At 70.4% G+C, this 16,290-nt stretch carries 13 protein-coding genes; 5 read left to right on the plus strand and 8 right to left on the minus strand.

Annotated features, from left to right (window positions below; translation table 11 throughout):
• Positions 1-75 precede the first annotated feature (75 nt).
• Genes ASD43_RS14175 through ASD43_RS14185 form a run of 3 tightly spaced genes read right to left on the minus strand, consistent with a single transcriptional unit; the run spans position 76 to position 6,258 of the window.
• The gene (locus tag ASD43_RS14175; RefSeq protein WP_056419780.1) at positions 76-849 is read right to left on the minus strand and encodes a DNA-formamidopyrimidine glycosylase family protein; all 774 of its coding nucleotides are present in this window, start codon (positions 847-849) and stop codon (positions 76-78) included.
• The gene (locus ASD43_RS14180) at positions 849-1,601 is read right to left on the minus strand and encodes an EI24 domain-containing protein (RefSeq protein WP_056419782.1); all 753 of its coding nucleotides are present in this window, start codon (positions 1,599-1,601) and stop codon (positions 849-851) included. Before ASD43_RS14180 ends, ASD43_RS14175 begins: the two co-directional genes overlap by 1 nt.
• A 34-nt stretch (positions 1,602-1,635) precedes the next feature.
• A complete protein-coding gene (locus tag ASD43_RS14185; RefSeq protein ID WP_056419785.1) occupies positions 1,636-6,258 on the minus strand; it encodes an ATP-dependent helicase in 4,623 nt (1,540 codons plus the stop codon).
• A 69-nt stretch (positions 6,259-6,327) separates the two neighbouring features.
• Here ASD43_RS14185 and ASD43_RS14190 point away from each other — a divergent pair, with 69 nt between their 5' ends.
• Positions 6,328-6,738, plus strand: coding sequence for a DUF6157 family protein (locus ASD43_RS14190; protein ID WP_056419790.1), 411 nt, complete (start codon positions 6,328-6,330; stop codon positions 6,736-6,738).
• 2 nt (positions 6,739-6,740) lie between these two features.
• On the opposite strand, the gene ASD43_RS14195 is transcribed toward ASD43_RS14190, so the two are convergent.
• Complete coding sequence (locus tag ASD43_RS14195) at positions 6,741-8,453, minus strand: ABC-F family ATP-binding cassette domain-containing protein (protein WP_056419801.1); 1,713 nt, start codon at positions 8,451-8,453, stop codon at positions 6,741-6,743.
• 305 nt (positions 8,454-8,758) lie between these two features.
• Complete coding sequence (locus ASD43_RS14200; RefSeq protein WP_235564185.1) at positions 8,759-9,415, minus strand: alpha/beta hydrolase; 657 nt, start codon at positions 9,413-9,415, stop codon at positions 8,759-8,761.
• A gap of 113 nt (positions 9,416-9,528) precedes the next feature.
• Here ASD43_RS14200 and ASD43_RS14205 point away from each other — a divergent pair, with 113 nt between their 5' ends.
• Entirely contained in the window at positions 9,529-10,131 is a 603-nt protein-coding gene (locus ASD43_RS14205) for a DUF4916 domain-containing protein (RefSeq protein WP_045253901.1), read from the plus strand.
• Positions 10,132-10,188: 57 nt separating this feature from the next.
• Here the strand turns inward: ASD43_RS14205 and ASD43_RS14210 are convergent, their stop codons facing one another.
• A complete protein-coding gene (locus tag ASD43_RS14210; RefSeq protein WP_056419805.1) occupies positions 10,189-11,256 on the minus strand; it encodes a threonine aldolase family protein in 1,068 nt (355 codons plus the stop codon).
• A gap of 83 nt (positions 11,257-11,339) precedes the next feature.
• Here ASD43_RS14210 and ASD43_RS14215 point away from each other — a divergent pair, with 83 nt between their 5' ends.
• Complete coding sequence (locus tag ASD43_RS14215; protein WP_082539490.1) at positions 11,340-12,755, plus strand: MFS transporter; 1,416 nt, start codon at positions 11,340-11,342, stop codon at positions 12,753-12,755.
• A gap of 18 nt (positions 12,756-12,773) precedes the next feature.
• Here ASD43_RS14215 and ASD43_RS14220 read toward each other — a convergent pair whose 3' ends face one another.
• Together ASD43_RS14220 and ASD43_RS14225 are read right to left on the minus strand one after the other, a co-directional pair.
• Positions 12,774-13,415 (minus strand): SDR family NAD(P)-dependent oxidoreductase, encoded by a 642-nt coding sequence (locus tag ASD43_RS14220; RefSeq protein ID WP_056419806.1) that lies wholly within the window; start codon positions 13,413-13,415, stop codon positions 12,774-12,776.
• A gap of 129 nt (positions 13,416-13,544) precedes the next feature.
• Positions 13,545-14,984 (minus strand): DUF6421 family protein, encoded by a 1,440-nt coding sequence (locus tag ASD43_RS14225; RefSeq protein WP_056419808.1) that lies wholly within the window; start codon positions 14,982-14,984, stop codon positions 13,545-13,547.
• A gap of 72 nt (positions 14,985-15,056) precedes the next feature.
• Here ASD43_RS14225 and ASD43_RS14230 point away from each other — a divergent pair, with 72 nt between their 5' ends.
• Positions 15,057-15,521 carry an Lrp/AsnC family transcriptional regulator gene (locus ASD43_RS14230; protein ID WP_056419812.1) on the plus strand — a complete coding sequence of 155 codons (465 nt, stop codon included), beginning with the start codon at positions 15,057-15,059 and terminating at the stop codon, positions 15,519-15,521.
• Positions 15,522-15,587: 66 nt separating this feature from the next.
• Positions 15,588-16,277, plus strand: coding sequence for a hypothetical protein (locus tag ASD43_RS14235; RefSeq protein ID WP_149422457.1), 690 nt, complete (start codon positions 15,588-15,590; stop codon positions 16,275-16,277).
• The last annotated feature ends 13 nt before the right edge of the window (positions 16,278-16,290 follow it).

A 16,290-nucleotide genomic window follows, 5' to 3' on the forward strand; every position in this document is an offset into this window, starting at 1 on the left:
CCCCGTGTTCCGGAGTTCTCCGGATATATAAATAACCACGGGTGGGCCCGGTTCATTCCCGAGAATGGATGCGGGTCATCTCTGGCAGTGGGGACACCAGAAGGTGATGCGCTCACGAGTGGGATCGGCACCCTGTTCACCGCGTCTGATGAGTGTTCCGCAGCGCCGACAGGCGCGTCCGGACCGCCCGTAGACCCAGGTGCCCTGACCGGGTCGGTCGACACCTGTGAACGTCCGGTGCCGTCGATCCCGGTTCACGCGGATCGTCCGCACGCCGAGCTCGATCAGGGCGGCGACATCGACCTCCGGTGCCGGGGTGGTGGGCAGGATTCCGCGCAGGAACAGGAGTTCTGCCGCATACTCGTTGCCGAAGCCCGCGACGTTGCGCTGGTCGAGCAGGGCCACGTGGATGCTGCGGGTGTCGGCGGCGACCCGTCGAACGGCCTCCGCGGCATCCCAGTCCGGGCCGAGCGGATCGGGGCCGAGGTGTCCGACCAGCTCCTCCTCGTCGCGCGTGGGCACCAGCTCGATCTCCGCGAGGTCGATGCCGACGGCCTCCTGCTGCGCCGTCCCGACGATGGCGCGCACCTTGAAGGCGGGGTGCCGCCATCTCTCGCCCGCGCTGTACACGAGCCAGGCGCCGTCCATGCGCAGATGGGAATGCAGCGTGCTGTCACCGATGCGCAGCAGCAGATGCTTGCCGCGCGCCACGGAGGAGACGATGGGCTGGCCGGTCAGATCAGCGGTCGCGAAGCGGGGGACGCGCAGATCGAAGCGCGTCACCTCGCCACCGACCAGGGCCTCCTCGAGGCGTCTGGCGGCGCGGAAGACGGTATCGCCCTCGGGCATCAGCCGGTGACCGTGGGGAGCGGAGTGCGCTGCAGCATCGTGCGCGCGAGCGTCGTGGCTCCGGCGACCGCGGCGGGCATGACGGCGACGGCACCGCCGGGGATCAGGAAGCACAGCTGCGTCGCGACGCCGAACCCGAGGACCCGCGCTCTGCTTCCGCGGAACAGGGAAGCACGGTCGGCCGGGCTGAGGTCGCGCGCGTCGAAGGCGCGACCGGTGAGCTCGCGTGCGAGCATGCGCCCCGACAGCACGACTCCGGAGACCGGACCCAGGAACCCGCCGAGCAGCGGGACGAGCCCGAGCAGCAGCACCAGGATCGCGATCAGGATGCCGAGCAGGACGAGGCGGATGCCCTCGCCGACCGCCGTCCAGAAACCGCCGCCGTCGGCGGGCGGCGGATCACCGAGGTCGATCTCGACCGCGTGCCAGATGCGCTGATAGAACGGGTCGCCGATCGCCAGGGCGAGAGCGCTGAACACGGCGCTCGCGAGCGCGAGCGCCGCCGCGAAGACGACGACGCCGACCGCGAGGCGCAGCACCGTGCGCCACTCCGGGGCCCAGCCGTCGGCGAAAGGGGTCAGGGCGTCGGAGACGACAGGGAGCGAGAGGGCGAGCGGCACGAGCCCCGCCAGCAGCACGATCGCGGCGATCACGCCGGGCACGAGGCCGAGCGCCATGAGGCCGGGTCGGCGACGCCACGTGCCGAAGCCGCGCAGGAGCAGGCGGACGCCCTCGGCGAATTCGCGGATCATGGACCCAGCCTAGGAGCACTCGACACGGCGGCCGTCAGATCGCCTTGCGCAGTGTGTAGCCGCGGGGAGTCGCCACGAAACCCGCCTCCTGGAGGGCCACCGCGAGCTCGGTGCCGTAGACGCCGTCACCGTTGACCTTCTCGACCGTGAGCGTGTCGAGGCGGCGCGCCCTGGCGGTCGCGGACAGATCCGCGGCCGCTGCCCGCAGCACGTCGGTGTCGTCGGTGAAGCACAGCACGGTGCGCCCGCCCCGTTCCAGATAGAGCACGAGCGAGCCGTCGACGAGCACGACCAGGCCGCCGGCCTTGCGCCCCGGCCGATGCGACACCTCATCGCGCTTGGGCCACCCGAGCGCGGCGCCGTAGGGGTTCGCCGGGTCGGTGGCCGCCAGGGTCACCGCGGCGCGCGGAGGCGGGTCGGCGAGACCGGCGAAGGTGCGCAGACGGTCGACGGTCGCCGAGGCGGCGAACTGCGCGGCACCCAGCTTCTCGATCACGTACCCGCGACGGCAGTGCCCCGCCTCCTCGAACCCGGCGAGCACGCGATAGGTCTGAGCGAATCCCCCGGGCACGCCCTCGGCCTGCACGGCACCGCGGGTGACGACGCCGTAACGGTCCAGCAGCAGCCCGGCGGTCACGGTCGCCCTCCGCGCCGCATCCGTCTCGACCGCGGGCAGCAGCGACCACCGCCCGCCGACGGAGCTGGGGCGGGGCGTCGTGGTGCGCGTCAGCGACATCCCCCGGTAGGTGCGGGTGCGCGGCGCGCGCCGAGTGACGCGGTGGGCCTGCGAGCCGCCGGCCAGCAGCGAGCGGATCGGGGCGAAGGTGTCGTTGGTGACCCGGCCGGACCACGTCAGGTTCCACAGCGCCTCGAGCACCGACTGCTCGTTGTCGGCGGCGACCATGTCTCTGAGCTGGCCCGCGAAGTAGGCGCCGCCGGCGCCGAGAGCGTCGAGCACCCGCGCCTCGAGGGAATCGGCGGCGAGCTCGTCATCGGGCTCGGGCAGCGTGAAGGGCGCCAGATCTGCAGGATGCAGCGACACCCACCCGTCGCGACCGGGAAGCGTGCCGTGTCCTGACCAGATGACCTCGCCCGCCGCGGTGAGCTCGTCGAGCAGAGCAGGGGAGTAGTCGCGCACCCGGGAGGGCAGCACGAGCGACTCCCAGGCGCTCGCCGGGATCGGCACCCCCGCGAACTGCTCGATCACGGCGAGCACCCCGTCGACCCCCTCGAGAGGGCGGCCGAGGTGCTGCCAGTCGGGGAGGAACCGCGCGAACGCCTCCGGCGACACCGGTTCGACGCTGCCGCGGATGGCGGCGAGCGAGCGCATCCGCAGGCGGCGCAGCACCTCGCTGTCGCACCATTCTGTCTCGTCCCCCGAACCGCTCCCCGAGCCCGCCGAAGGGTCGGGCAGGAAGAAGCCGCTCGTGAGCCTGCCTGCGTGCTCGAGGCGCTGCAGCGTGTGCCGCGCGACAGCCGCGCCCAGACCGAACCTGGTCGCGATCGCGGTCGTCGTGAACGGGCCGTGGGTGCGTGCGTAGCGGGCGACGAGGTCGCCGAGCGGATCGGCGAGCGGCTCGAGGAAGGCGACGGGTATCCCCGTCGGCAGTGCCGCGCCGAGTGCGTCGCGCAACCGCCCGGCGTCTTCGATCGCGGCGATTCTCGTGGTGCCGGCGACGGTGACCGGGATCGCCCGTCGTGCCGAGACGAGTGCGTCGAGATGCTCCGCCGCCGATCCGGTCTCGGGGTCGAGGCGCGCGTCGATCTCTGCCGCATCCATCGGGCCGAGCATGCGCAGCAGATCGGCCACGCCCTCGAGTCCGCGCGCCCGACGGTCGGGATCGAGGCGCTGCGCCTCACGCTCGAACTGGGCGATCACCTCGGGGTCGAGCAGCTCGCGGAGCTCGACCGTGCCGAGCAGCTCGCCCAGCAGGGCCGGGTCGACCGAGAGGGCGGCCGCCCGGCGCTCGGCGAGCGGCGAATCGCCCTCGTACATGAACGCGCCGACGTAGCCGAACAGCAGATCACGGGCATAGGGCGACGGCTGCGCGGGCTGCGTCTCGACCAGTCGGATGCGCCGATCGGCGATCGACACCGCGAGCCGGCGCAGCGACGGCAGGTCGTAGACGTCCTGCAGCACCTCGCGCAGCGTCTCGAGGATCACCGGGAACGTCGGGTGGCGCCTGGCGACCTCCAGCAGCTGCGCGGAGCGCTGACGCTGCTGCCACAGCGGTGTGCGCTTGTTCGGGTTCATGCGCGGCATCAGCAGGGCCCGGGCGGCGCACTCGCGGAATCTCGACGCGAACAGCGCGGATCCGCCGACCTCCTGGGTGACCAGCTGTTCGAGCTCGTCGGGGTCGAACACGAAGAGCTCGGCTCCTGGGGGCTCCGCCTCGGCATCCGGGATGCGCACGATGATGCCGTCGTCGCTCGCCACGGCCGACCCCTCGACGCCGAGCCGCTCGCGGATGCGCGCGTTGATCGCGAGAGCCCACGGCGCGTGCACCTTCATGCCGTACGGGGAATGGAGGATGACCCGCCAGTCGCCGACCTCGTCGCGACCGCGCTCGACCGTGAGCGTGCGGTCGGTGGGCAGCGTGCCCGTCGCCTCCCGCTGCTCGGTGAGATGGGCCATCAGGTTCATCCTGGCCTGCTCGTCGAGGCCGGCGTCGATGAGTCGCTGGGAGGCCTTCTCGGGCGTCGCCGCAGAGACCTCCCGTGAGAACCGGCCCAGTGCCTCGCCCAGCTCGAACGGCCGGCCGATGCCGTCGCCGTGCCAGAAGGGCACCTTGCCCGGCTGCCCGTAGGCGGGGATCACGTTGACCCGGTCGTGGGTGATCTCGGCGATCCGCCAGCTCGTCGTGCCCAGGGTGAACACGTCGCCGACGCGCGACTCGTAGACCATCTCCTCATCGAGCTCGCCCACGCGGGCGCCCGTCGATTCGCCCGCGACGAACACGCCGAACAGTCCGCGGTCGGGGATCGTGCCGCCGCTCGTCACGGCGATGCGCTGCGCGCCGGGGCGACCGGTCAGGGTGCCCGCGTCGCGATCCCAGACGAGGCGCGGTCGCAGCTCGGCGAACTCGTCGGAGGGGAAACGCCCGGCGAGCAGGTCGAGCGTCGCCTCGTAGGCCGAGCGGGGCAGCGACTGGAACGGCGCCGAGCGGCGAACGGTCTCGAACCACTCCTCGACGCTGATCTCGCCGAGCGCGCAGGCCGCCACGGTCTGCTGCGCGAGGATGTCGAGCGGATTGCGGGGCACCTGGATCGCCTCGATCTTGCCGGCCAGCATGCGCTCGGTGACGATCGCCGTGTGCAGCACGTCGCCGCGGTGCTTGGGGAAGAGCGCCGCACGGCTGATCTCGCCGACCTGGTGGCCCGCGCGTCCGACGCGCTGCAGTCCCGAGGCCGCCGACGGCGGAGCCTCGACCTGGATCACCAGATCGACCGCGCCCATGTCGATGCCGAGCTCGAGGCTGCTCGTCGCGACCACGCAGCGGAGCACGCCGGACTTCAGCTCCTCCTCGACCTGCGCCCGCTGCTCCTTCGACACCGAACCGTGGTGCGCCTTGGCCAGCACGGGGTCGGCGCCCGCTGTGGCACCCGCCTGCGCCATCATCGCGGCGGGCACGGTCGCGTCGGGCAGAGCGACGCCGATGCGCTCCGAGTAGATCTCGTTCAGCCGACCGGTGAGGCGCTCGGCCAGCCGTCGGGAGTTGGAGAAGACGATGGTCGACTTGTTCTCGAGGATGCGGTCGACGATCGCCTCCTCGACGTGCGGCCACACCGAGCCCGTGACCTCCGTGTACTCCGCGTCGGCGCCGTCTCCGGCATCCTTCGGCGCACCGGGGGGAGGAGGGGGGTTGGTCATGTCGTCCATCGGGACGACGACGCCCAGCTCGAACGTCTTCGACGCCGGTGGCGCGACGATCTCGACGGGGGCGGCCCCGCCGAGGAAGCGCGCGACCTCGTCGATCGGGCGCACCGTCGCCGACAGGCCGATGCGCTGCGCCGGCTCGTCGTGGCCGTGCGAGCGGCGGAGCGCGTCGAGGCGCTCGAGGCTGACGGCGAGGTGGGCGCCGCGCTTCGTCGCGGCGACCGCGTGCACCTCGTCGATGATCACGGTGTGCACGTCGCGCAGCGTCTCGCCCGCCCGGCTCGTGAGCATCAGGTAGAGCGACTCGGGAGTCGTGATGAGGATGTCGGGAGGGTCGGAGACCAGCTTGCGCCGATCGCTCGAGGTCGTGTCGCCCGAGCGCACGCCGACCGTGACCGCGGGGGCGGCGAGACCCAGTCGACGAGCCGACTGCCCGATCCCGATGAGGGGCGAGCGCAGGTTGCGCTCGACGTCGACGCCCAGCGCCTTCAACGGCGAGATGTAGAGGATGCGCGTGCGCGACGTGCCGTCCTTCGAGGACGCGGCCTTCGAAGTCGTGACCGCCGACGGCGCGCCCGCGCCGCGTTCGCGGAACACGCTGTCGATCGCCCACAGGAACGCCGAGAGGGTCTTGCCCGACCCGGTCGGAGCGACCACGAGCGCGTGCTTGCGCGCCGAGATGGCCGTCCACGCGCCCGCCTGCGCGGGAGTGGGTGCGGGGAACGCCCCCCGGAACCAGTCCTGCGTGGCGGGGGTGAAACGGTCGAGCACGTCGCTCATCCCTCCATCATCACCCCGGCCACCGACATCGGGCTCGCCATTGTCCGTGGCCTGGCGCATCCTGTATGCATGGCGTCGCACACCACGAACTACCTGAGCACCTTCATCGAGGTCGCCGAGGACTGCCCGGTCGATCATGCCGAAGAGCCGCCCGTGGGCGATACGCCGACGATCGCCGCGCTGCACTACCGGCTGATCGCCGAAGAGCCCTACGGTCGAACCTCCGATGACGTCCTCTTCGCGACGCACGCACTGCGTCGTGGCATCGCTCTCGACGACACCGCGGCGCGCGACGCGTTCTTCTCGACGGGGCAGCCGTGTCTGCGCTCCTCACCGCTCGGCAAACGCTACGGCTGGGGGATCGATCACGACGCCGAGGGCCGTGTGGCCCTGGTGCCGCGCGAATCCGACGACTATGCGCTGCGCGCGGCCGACCCCGCGATCGCCCATACCAGGGCGATGCGGAGTCGGCGCGCATGAGGTCACCGCTCGGCGAGTGAGCCGTCCGGCAGGATCTCGAGAGTGAGATCGAGCCCGAGACGGCGCAGGAACGCGTCGTCGTGGCTCACGACGAGCACGGCGCCGCGATACGCGCGCAGGGCGTCGACCAGTTGATCGACGGTGTCGATGTCGAGGTTGTTCGTCGGTTCGTCGAGGACCACGAGGTGCGGCGGGGGATCGGCGAGCAGCAGCGATGCCAACGCCACGCGGAAGCGCTCGCCGCCGGACAGCGCGGCGACCGGTCTCTCGGCGGTCGCCCCTCGGATCAGGAACCTCGCAAGCCGGTTGCGCAGCTCCTTCTCGGGCACCTGCGGAGCGGCGCCCGCGATGTTCGCGAACACCGACCGGCCCTCGTCGAGCCCGTCGACCCGCTGCGGCAGATAGCCGACGCGGTCGGTGAGCGCGGTCGCCGTCAACGCCGGTCGTTCCGCATTCAGCAGGGAATCGTCGAGAGCATCCGCCGCGCCGTGAGTCGGACGGATCGGCGGCATCTGTGCTGAATTCCGAACACCAACACCGCCACCAACATCGCCACCAACGCCACCGGCATCCGCTACCAGCCGCTCGAGCAGCGTCGTCTTGCCGGCGCCGTTTCGCCCCACCACCGCGACGCGGTCGGGGCCCTGGATGATCCACGACCGCTCCCCGTCGCCGAGCGCGGCGATCCGTCGACTGCCCGAGACATCGGGGTCGGGAAGCTCGATCTTCATCGATGCGTCCGCGCGCAGCCGCCGCCCCGCCTCGTCGAGTGCCGCGCGGGCGGCATCCTCCTTCGCGCCGACCTCGGTGCGCAGTCTCCCCGCCGAGACCTCGGCGGACATCCTGCGTCCGTGGGCGACGATCTTCGGCACGCGTTTCTCGATCTCGGCCCTCTTCGCGGTGCGGGCGCGGTGCGCGAGCTTCACCTCCGCCTCGATGCGCTGGCGCTTCTCCTTGCGGAACTCCTGCTTGGCCGTGACCTCGGCCTGTCGCGCGGCCTCCTGTTCGGCATCCAACCAGGCGCGCCACTGGGAGTACGGACCGCCGAACACGCTCAGCGCGCGGCCGTAGAGCTCGGCGGTGTCGTCCATGAGCTCGAGCAGCGACAGGTCGTGGCTCACCACGATCAGTGTGCCCTTCCATGAGGCGATCATGGCCGCGAGCCTCGATCTGGCCTCACGGTCGAGGTTGTTGGTGGGCTCGTCGAGCAGTGTGATCGGCGCACGCCGCAGTCGGATGCCGGCGATCGCGACCAGCACGGCCTCGCCGCCCGAGAGCTCTCCGACCGTGCGGTCGAGGAAGTCGGGCGAGAGGCCGGCCTCGGCGAGCGACACCTCGGCGCGCGCTTCGATGTCCCAGTCGTCGGCCACCGTGTCGAAGTGCGACGGGTCGACGTCACCGGAACCGATCGCGCGCACCGCATCGAGCGCGTCGGCGACGCCGAGGAGCTCGGCGACCCTGCGGCCGGTGTCCAGCGTGAGCTGCTGCGGGAGATAGGCGACGTCGCCCGACGTCGTGAGCGACCCGGAGGTCGGGCTCAGCTCGCCGGCGATCAGGCGCAGCAGGGTGGACTTCCCTGCGCCGTTGCGGCCGACGAGGCCGGTGCGCCCTGCGCCGAAGGATCCGGAGACGGCGTCGAGAGCGACCGTGCCGTCGGGCCAGGTGAAAGAGAGCCGGTCGAGGGTGACCGACGAATGAAGAGCGGAGAATGACATGGTGTCTCCTGTCGAGTGCGAGGGTGCACTGACACCGGGCGCCCGCAGGGTCCCGCCGGAGCGGGATGCCGTCGCGAAGACGGTGGGCGTGGTCTGCCGTGGAGTCGGCGATCGTCGGGTCAGCGCGCGGAAGAATGAGCGCGAAGGCGACGGATCAGATCAAAGGACTTCCAGACACGGCGGACAGGACTCCACGACGATACCCGGGCGTGTCGCGGCAGCGCAACCCCGGGCGTGTCGGAGTCGGGGATATCGCTCCGAGGAGTCCCGGGTCTCGCTCGGATCGCTCCGGGGTCGCTCCGCGGTCACTCCTGAGCGGCCCGCTCCAGCCACTTCGAAAGGAAGGCGTGGACGTCGCGCAGCTCGTCTTCGGCGATGCTGTGCGTGAGGCCGGTGTACACGCGGCCCGACAGCTCGGAGTGTGCGGGGAGCCACTGCGCCGTGTGGGCGACACGCGCCTCGGGGATCACCTGGTCGTTGGTGCCGCGGCCCCAGAAGACGTGGGGCTTGCGCCGGGTCAGTGCCTCGTCGTGCGGCAGGTCTCCCGAGGCGACGTAGCCGCTGAGCGCCACGACCGTGTCGACGCGGTCGGGGTCGAGGCGCATGGCCTGCAACGCCACGGCGGCTCCCTGCGAGAACCCGAGCAGGGCGACGCTGGAGGCATCAGCCGCGGTCTTCTCGAGCCAGCGCAGGAACGCCTCCGCAGCGGCGGTGACGGATTCCGGGCTACGGCCGTCGAGACCCTCGATGGCGTACCAGGAGCGTCCGGGCATCGGCCACGGGGGAGCGAGCGGGGCGGCGACGGATGCCAGGGCGATGCCCTCGGGCAGATAAGGCGCGAGGCCGAACAGGTCGTTCTCGTCGGCGCCGTAGCCGTGCAGCAGCACCAGCAGCGGCATCCCCGCCCGGTCGGGCACGGACCAGCGCGTGAGGGTGTCGTCGATCGTCAGTGCTTCGCTCACGACCCCATCCTGCCAGGGGGTCCGGACACCCGCTCGGCCGTGAGGTGGACCGTATGCCGATCCGCCGGATGAAGTCCGTGTCGCCCCGAGGGCGCTGCTGGTAGAAAGGACACATGGCTGTCCGCACACCTGACCCCGAACCCGAACCCGACGACGGGATGGACGACTTCGGAGACGCGAAGCCGCCGGCGCGCGACACGAACCCCGGGTGGCTGAGCGAGTTCGAGCTGGCGGAGGCGCGACGCCACCTGCCCATGATCTACGTCGAGGCGATCCCGGTGCGCACCGACGGGTCGGGGCAGGTCACGGAGATCGGGATCCTGCTGCGCTCGACCCCGATGGGCGAGATGACGCGCACGATCGTGTCGGGGCGCGTGCGGTTCGGCGAGACGATCCGCGATGCGCTCTTCCGCCACGTCGAGAACGATCTCGGGCCCATGGCCTTCCCGCTGCTCCCCCCGCAGCCGCTGCCGTTCACGGTCGCGGAGTACTTCCCCATGCCGGGGGTGAGCGCGTATCACGACGACCGGCAGCACGCCGTCTCGCTGGCGTTCGTCGTTCCGGTGACGGGCACCTGCGAACCCCGCCAGGACGCTCTCGAGGTCACCTGGTTCTCACCGGAGGCCGCGGGCTCCGATGCCGTCGCCGCTGAGATGGAGGGCGGTCGGGGGACCCTGATCCGTCAGGCTCTGGCCAACCTCGGGCTGCTGCGCTGACGAAGGCTGCTGCGCTGACGAGGGCTGCTGCGCTGACGAAGGCCGTCGCGCCGAGGCTCAGCGGGCGGTGAGGCGCGCGAGCTCGGCGACGAACTCGTCGACGTCGGACTCCTCGGTGTCGAAGCCGCACATCCAGCGGACCTCGTTGCGTGCGGCATCCCAGTCGTAGAAGCGGAACTTCTCGCGCAGCAGATCGGCGACGCCGTCGGGGAGCTGTGCGAACACGCCGTTCGCGTGGGTCGGCTGGGTGAACGAGACCCCGTCGATCGTGCCGTCGGCGATGCCCGCCTCGATCGCGCCGCGCAGTCGCTGCGCCATCGCGTTCGCATGCCGGGCGTTGCGCAGCCACAGGTCGCCCTCGAGAAGCGCGATGAGCTGGGCCGAGACGAAGCGCATCTTCGACGACAGCTGCATGTTGAACTTGCGCGAGTACTGCAGCCCGTCCGATGCCTCCGGGTTCAGCACCACGATGGCCTCGCCGAGCATCGCGCCGTTCTTCGTGCCTCCGAAGCTGAGCACGTCGACGCCGGCGTCGCGGGTGAACGCGCGCAGCGGCAGATCGAGGGCGGCCGCGGCGTTGGAGATGCGGGCGCCGTCGAGGTGCAGCCGCATCCCCCGCTCGTGCGCGTGGTCGGCGAGCGCGCGGATCTCGTCGACCGAGTAGACGGTGCCGAGCTCGGTCGACTGCGTGATCGAGACGACGAGCGGCTGCGCGCGGTGCTCGTCGCCCCATCCCCACGCCTCCCGGTCGACGATCTCGGGCGTGAGCTTGCCGTCGTCGGTGGGCACCGCGAGGATCTTGAACCCGCCGATCTTCTCGGGTGCCCCGCCCTCGTCGACGTTGATGTGCGCGCTGGCCGCGGCGATCACGGCACCCCATCGCGGCAGCATCGACTGCAGTCCGGTGACGTTCGCCCCCGTGCCGTTGAACACGGGGAAGGCCTGGACGCCCTCGCCGAAGTGCGTCCGGAAGACCTCCTGCAGGCGCGCGGTGTAGGCGTCCTCGCCGTATGCCACCTGATGGCCGCCGTTCGCCGCCGCGATGGCCGCGAGGACCTCGGGGTGGACGCCGGAGTAGTTGTCGCTGGCGAAGCCGCGGACCGCGGGGTCATGCTGAATAGTCACCCCCCAAGCCTACGGGGGCATTCCGGCTCCGCGGATCGTGCAGGGACTACCGGATGTCGGAGGTCGGGCCTACCCTCGGCATCATGGCTCGCACCGCAGCGAAGACGGCCTTCGCGAACGTCCTCGTCAACACGCTGGTCGCCAACGTGACGACGAGCTTCCTGTGGTTCGCGCTCACGTTCTGGGTCTACATCGAGACGCAGTCGGTGCTGGCGACCGGCATCATCGGCGGCGCCTACATGCTCTTCATCGCCTTCTTCGCCATGATCTTCGGCACCATCGTCGACCGCCACCGCAAGCACACGGTCATGGTGCTCTCGAGCGTCGTCTCGGCTCTCGCGTTCCTGGTCGCCGGCGCGCTCTACGTCTGGCAGTCCGAGGCGGTGCTGCTCGACCTCGGGGGCCCGTGGTTCTGGATCTTCTCGGTGATCATCCTCTTCGGCGGGGTCATCGAGCAGCTGCGCAACATCGCGCTCTCGACGACGGTGACGCTGCTGGTCCCCGAAGAGCGGCGCGCGAACGCCAACGGGCTCGTCGGCACGGTGCAGGGGCTCGCCTTCCTGGTCACCAGCGTGTTCTCGGGTCTGTCCATCGGCTTCCTCGGCATGGGGTGGACGCTCGGGATCGCGATCGCCGCGATGGTGCTGACCGTGGTGCACCTGCTGTTCATCCGCATCCCCGAGCAGGCTCCCACTCCCGACCCCGAGGCGAAGAGCGCGCTGGATTTCCGCGGCAGCGTCGCCGCGATCCGGCTCGCCCCCGGGCTCTTCGCGCTGATCATCTTCTCGACGTTCAACAACCTCATCGGCGGCGTCTACATGGCGCTGATGGACCCGTACGGCCTGACGCTCTTCGACGCCCAGACGTGGGGGTTCGCGCTCGCGTTCGCCTCGACCGGGTTCATCATCGGCGGCGGACTCGTGGCGAAGTTCGGCCTGGGGCCGAAGCCGATGCGCACCCTGCTGTTCGTCGTGATCGCGATGGGCCTGCTCGGGTCGGTGTTCATGCTGCGGGAATGGTGGCCGCTGTACGTGATCGGCATGTGGGTGTACATGGCGCTCGTGCCCCCGGTCGAGGCCGCGGAGCAGACCGTCATCCAGAAGGTGGTGCGCTACGACCGACAGGGACGCGTGTTCGGGGTCGCTGCCGCGATGGAGGCCGCCGCCGCCCCGATCACCGCGTTCCTGATCGCGCCGATCGCCGAGTTCCTGATCATCCCCTACATGAAGACGGCCGACGGCCAGCGCCGGTGGGAGTGGCTGCTCGGCGAGGGAGATGCGCGCGGGATCGCCCTGATCTGCCTGTTCGCCGGCCTCGTGATGGTGGTCGTCGGGGTTCTCGCGTTCTTCACGAGGTCGTACCGCACGCTCACGAAGCTCTATGCGAATGCGCCGGTGCAGGATCCCGGCGGCGAGGATGGTGCGAGCGACGAGAGTCCTCCCGATGCTCCCGCCCCGGTGCGGGGTTCGCCGCCGGAGATGCCTGAATTCCGGCGCTAGCGGCGACCGGGAGCGCGGTCAGTCGAGGGGGAGGATCTGGTCGTTGAGGTCGACGGCATCGGCGTCCCAGAGAGACAGCACCCGCGGGACGAGCGCGTCGGGATCCAGCGCCTTCGCGCGGAACACCAGGGATGCCGCGCGAAGCGGCTCTCCGGCATCGCGGGCCGCCTTGGCGAAGCCCTGCGCCACCGCGCGTGCCCAGGCCTCGCTCGCGGCCTTCACCGCGGCGTAGTTCGCACCGCCCGCGAGCGGGCGTCCCACTGCGGTCGACGACACGATCGCGAAGCGACCGGCATCCGATGTCCGCAGCGCCGCGTCGAACGCCCGGCTGGTGGCCCGTACCGCGTCGAGAGCGGGAAGAAGGGCCCGGAAGTCGTCGTCGGACTGCCCGGCGAGACCACCGCCTCCGCGCCAGCCGCCCACGAGAGGGATCACCGCGTCGACCGCACCGAGACGCGTCGAGAGGGCGGTCATCGACTCCAGCGAGGTCGCGTCCGACGTCTCGACCTCCGCGCCGGCCTCCCGCAGCGGGGCGAGTCGGTCCGCCGAGCGGCCGGTCGCGATGACGCGGGCGCCGGCATTTGCGAGGGCGCGGGCGAGGGCGAGGCCGGACGCGCTGGTCGCTCCGGCGAGGACGATCGTGCGATCGGTGACGCTCATGTGCTCAACTCTCGTGAAGGAACGGATTCTCCGGAAGGAACAGTTCTGCGGCCACCCCCGAGAGGAATGGCCGCAGACACTGCGTCCGGTCGCACCACACGACCGGACCCCAGAAATGCGCTGTTCGAGTCAGGCGTCGCTGCCCCGGATGCCGACGGTCGACTCGATGACCGGCTTCATCTTCTTGTCGAGGGCTTCGAAGAACATGGACAGGGGGAACTCGTCGTCCAGGACCGCGTCGGTGAACCCCTTCGGGGCTCCCGCGAGGATCTCGTCGGGCAGGCCGCGCGCCCACTGCGAGGCGGGGTGCGGGGTGAGGACGCCGCGCACGAGGTCGTACGCGGSGAGCCAGTGCGACGTCTTGGGGCGGTCGATCGAGCGCCAGTAGAGCTCGTCGATCGCATCGCCCAGTGCGACCACGGCGTCGGGCACGGCGGCCCAGTCGAACGCGAGAGCGGTGTCGGTCCAGTGCAGCACCCCGCGCTGGTGCAGCCACGCGAACAGCAGCTGGCCTCCGAGACCGTCGTAGTTGCGCACGCGAGAGCCGGTGATGGCGAAGCGGAAGATGCGGTCGAAGATCACCGCGTACTGCACGAGCCCCGCGTGCTCGCGCATCTCCTGCTCGGAGAGCGAGAGATCCTCGCCGGCCTCGGAACGGGCGTCGAGCGTGCGCTCGATCCGCACGGACTCGCGGAACGCAGTCAGATCGCAGCGCAGCTCCTCGAGGGAATACAGGAAGAACGGCATCCGCTGCTTGATCATGAACGGGTCGAACGGAAGATCGCCCCGCATGTGCGTGCGGTCGTGGATGATGTCCCACATCACGAACGCGCGCTCGGTCAGCGCCTGGTCGTCGAGCATCGCCGCGGCGCGCTCGGGAAGATCGAGCTTGGTGATCTCCGCGGCGGCCCGCGTGACGCGGCGGTAGCGTGCGGCCTCGCGATCCTGGAAGATCGCGCCCCAGCTGAACGACGGGATCTCGCGCATCGCGACGGTCTCGGGGAACAGCACGGCCGAGTTCGTGTCGTAGCCGGGCGTGAAGTCGACCAGGCGCAGCGAGACGAACAGCTTGTTGCCGTAGTCGCCCGCTTCGAGGGCGGCGATGAACTCGGGCCAGATCGTCTCGACGATGAGCGCCTCGACCAGGCGATCGCTCGATCCGTTCTGCGTGTACATCGGGAAGACCACGAGGTGGCGGATGCCGTCGATGCGATGCTGCTGCGGCTGGAAGGCCATCAGCGAGTCGAGGAAGTCCGGCACGGCGAAGTCCGTCGCCACCCAGCGCTCGAAGTCGGCCACGGAGGCGGCGAGGTACTCGGCGTCATGCGGGAAGGCGGGGGTCAGCGCGCGGATGCCCGCGGTGATCGCGCCGACCAGGTCGCGGGCAGCGGCGTGGTGCGCGGCATCCGGGATCGAGCCGTCCTTGATCTGCATCTCGCGGAGGGCGATGGCCGCGTCCTTGAGCTGGGCCCAGGCGGCGCTCTGCTCGGCGACCCGAGCGTCTTCGACGACCTCGGGTTCGCCGACGATGGCCTGTGCAGCGGAGCTGTTGGCGGAAATGATGGACATCGGGACCTCCGATCGGAGAGTTTGACGGAAAGATTCCGGTCATTACGGAATCCTGACGATAATCTTACATACATGGATGATTCTGTCGACCGCGCGATCCTCGCCGAGATCTCCCGTGACGGCCGGGCGACGCTCGCCCACCTGTCGGATGCCGTCGGACTCTCGGTCTCCGCCGTGCAGTCACGACTGCGGCGGCTGGAGACCCGCGGTGTGATCAGCGGATATCGCGCCATCCTCGATCCCGAGCTGGTCGGGACCCCGCTGTCGGCCTTCATCGAGATCACTCCGCTCGACCCGGCGCAGCCCGACAACGCCCCCGAGCTGCTCGAGCACCTCGTCGCGATCGAGGCCTGCCATTCCATCGCGGGTGACGCGAGCTACATGCTGTTCGTGCGGGTCGCCTCACCGCGGGCACTGGAGGAACTGGTCCGGGACATCCGGCTCGCGGCGAACGTCAGCACCCGCACCACGGTCGTGCTGCAGACGTACTACGAGCATCGGCCGATCATCGCGGTCGCCCCTGACGTCTCCGCGTAGCCGACGGGCGTCCTGGGCGACGATCGTCATCTTGCCATGCTGTCACATAGTGTCTAAAGTCACTATGTGACTAATTCCGATCGATCGACGACTCCCACGACCGCTCGCCCCGGTGTGCGTGCAGCGACGGGAGCGATGAGGCGCCTGGCCCGCGACATCGTCGCCATCATCCAAGAGCACCGACGCGCCTTCCTTGTCCTGAATCTCGCGTACGTCGGCATGTTCGGCATCGGGATCCTCGCCACCGCGCTGGTCCCCGAGCTGCGACCGGGTGGCCTGGGTGCGCTGCAGGCGGAGCCCGGCACGGGCGGACTCGGAACGGTGATCGGCGACGCGTACCGCAGTGGCAGCATCGCGATCGCTGCCGTGGTGACCTTCGCCGTCAACCTCGTGTCCGCATCGCTGCTGCAGACAACGGTTCCGTCCCTCGTGATCCCGTTCCTGGGAGTCGCGGCGACGCTGGCTCGGGGTCTCTCCTGGGGCGTGCTCTTCACTCCCTTCGGCGCCGAGGATCCGACGTTCCTGGTCCACTGGGTGACCCTCGCGATCGAGGGCGCGGCCTACGTCGTCGTCGGTTTCGCCGCGTGGGTGCATGGACGCAGGTTTCTGCAGCCGCAGCGCCACGGCTTCGAGACGCGAAGGGCCGGATATGTGGGCGGCCTCGTGGCGACGCTGAAGCTCTACGTGCTCGTGATCGTGCTGCTCATCCTCGGCGCGCTGTACGAGGCCGTCACCGTGATCCACCTCATCGCGTGAATCGCGATGCCTG

The sequence above is a fragment of the Microbacterium sp. Root553 genome (assembly GCF_001426995.1).
Lineage (GTDB): Bacteria > Actinomycetota > Actinomycetes > Actinomycetales > Microbacteriaceae > Microbacterium.

Bases quoted from the DNA above. Each gene is read 5' to 3' on its own strand.
- ASD43_RS14175 (WP_056419780.1), bottom strand. From the start codon at position 849: ATGCCCGAGGGCGATACCGTCTTCCGCGCCGCCAGACGCCTCGAGGAG.
- ASD43_RS14180 (WP_056419782.1), bottom strand. From the start codon at position 1,601: ATGATCCGCGAATTCGCCGAGGGCGTCCGCCTGCTCCTGCGCGGCTTC.
- ASD43_RS14185 (WP_056419785.1), bottom strand. From the start codon at position 6,258: ATGAGCGACGTGCTCGACCGTTTCACCCCCGCCACGCAGGACTGGTTC.
- ASD43_RS14190 (WP_056419790.1), top strand. From the start codon at position 6,328: ATGGCGTCGCACACCACGAACTACCTGAGCACCTTCATCGAGGTCGCC.
- ASD43_RS14195 (WP_056419801.1), bottom strand. From the start codon at position 8,453: ATGTCATTCTCCGCTCTTCATTCGTCGGTCACCCTCGACCGGCTCTCT.
- ASD43_RS14205 (WP_045253901.1), top strand. From the start codon at position 9,529: ATGGCTGTCCGCACACCTGACCCCGAACCCGAACCCGACGACGGGATG.
- ASD43_RS14215 (WP_082539490.1), top strand. From the start codon at position 11,340: ATGGCTCGCACCGCAGCGAAGACGGCCTTCGCGAACGTCCTCGTCAAC.
- ASD43_RS14220 (WP_056419806.1), bottom strand. From the start codon at position 13,415: ATGAGCGTCACCGATCGCACGATCGTCCTCGCCGGAGCGACCAGCGCG.
- ASD43_RS14230 (WP_056419812.1), top strand. From the start codon at position 15,057: ATGGATGATTCTGTCGACCGCGCGATCCTCGCCGAGATCTCCCGTGAC.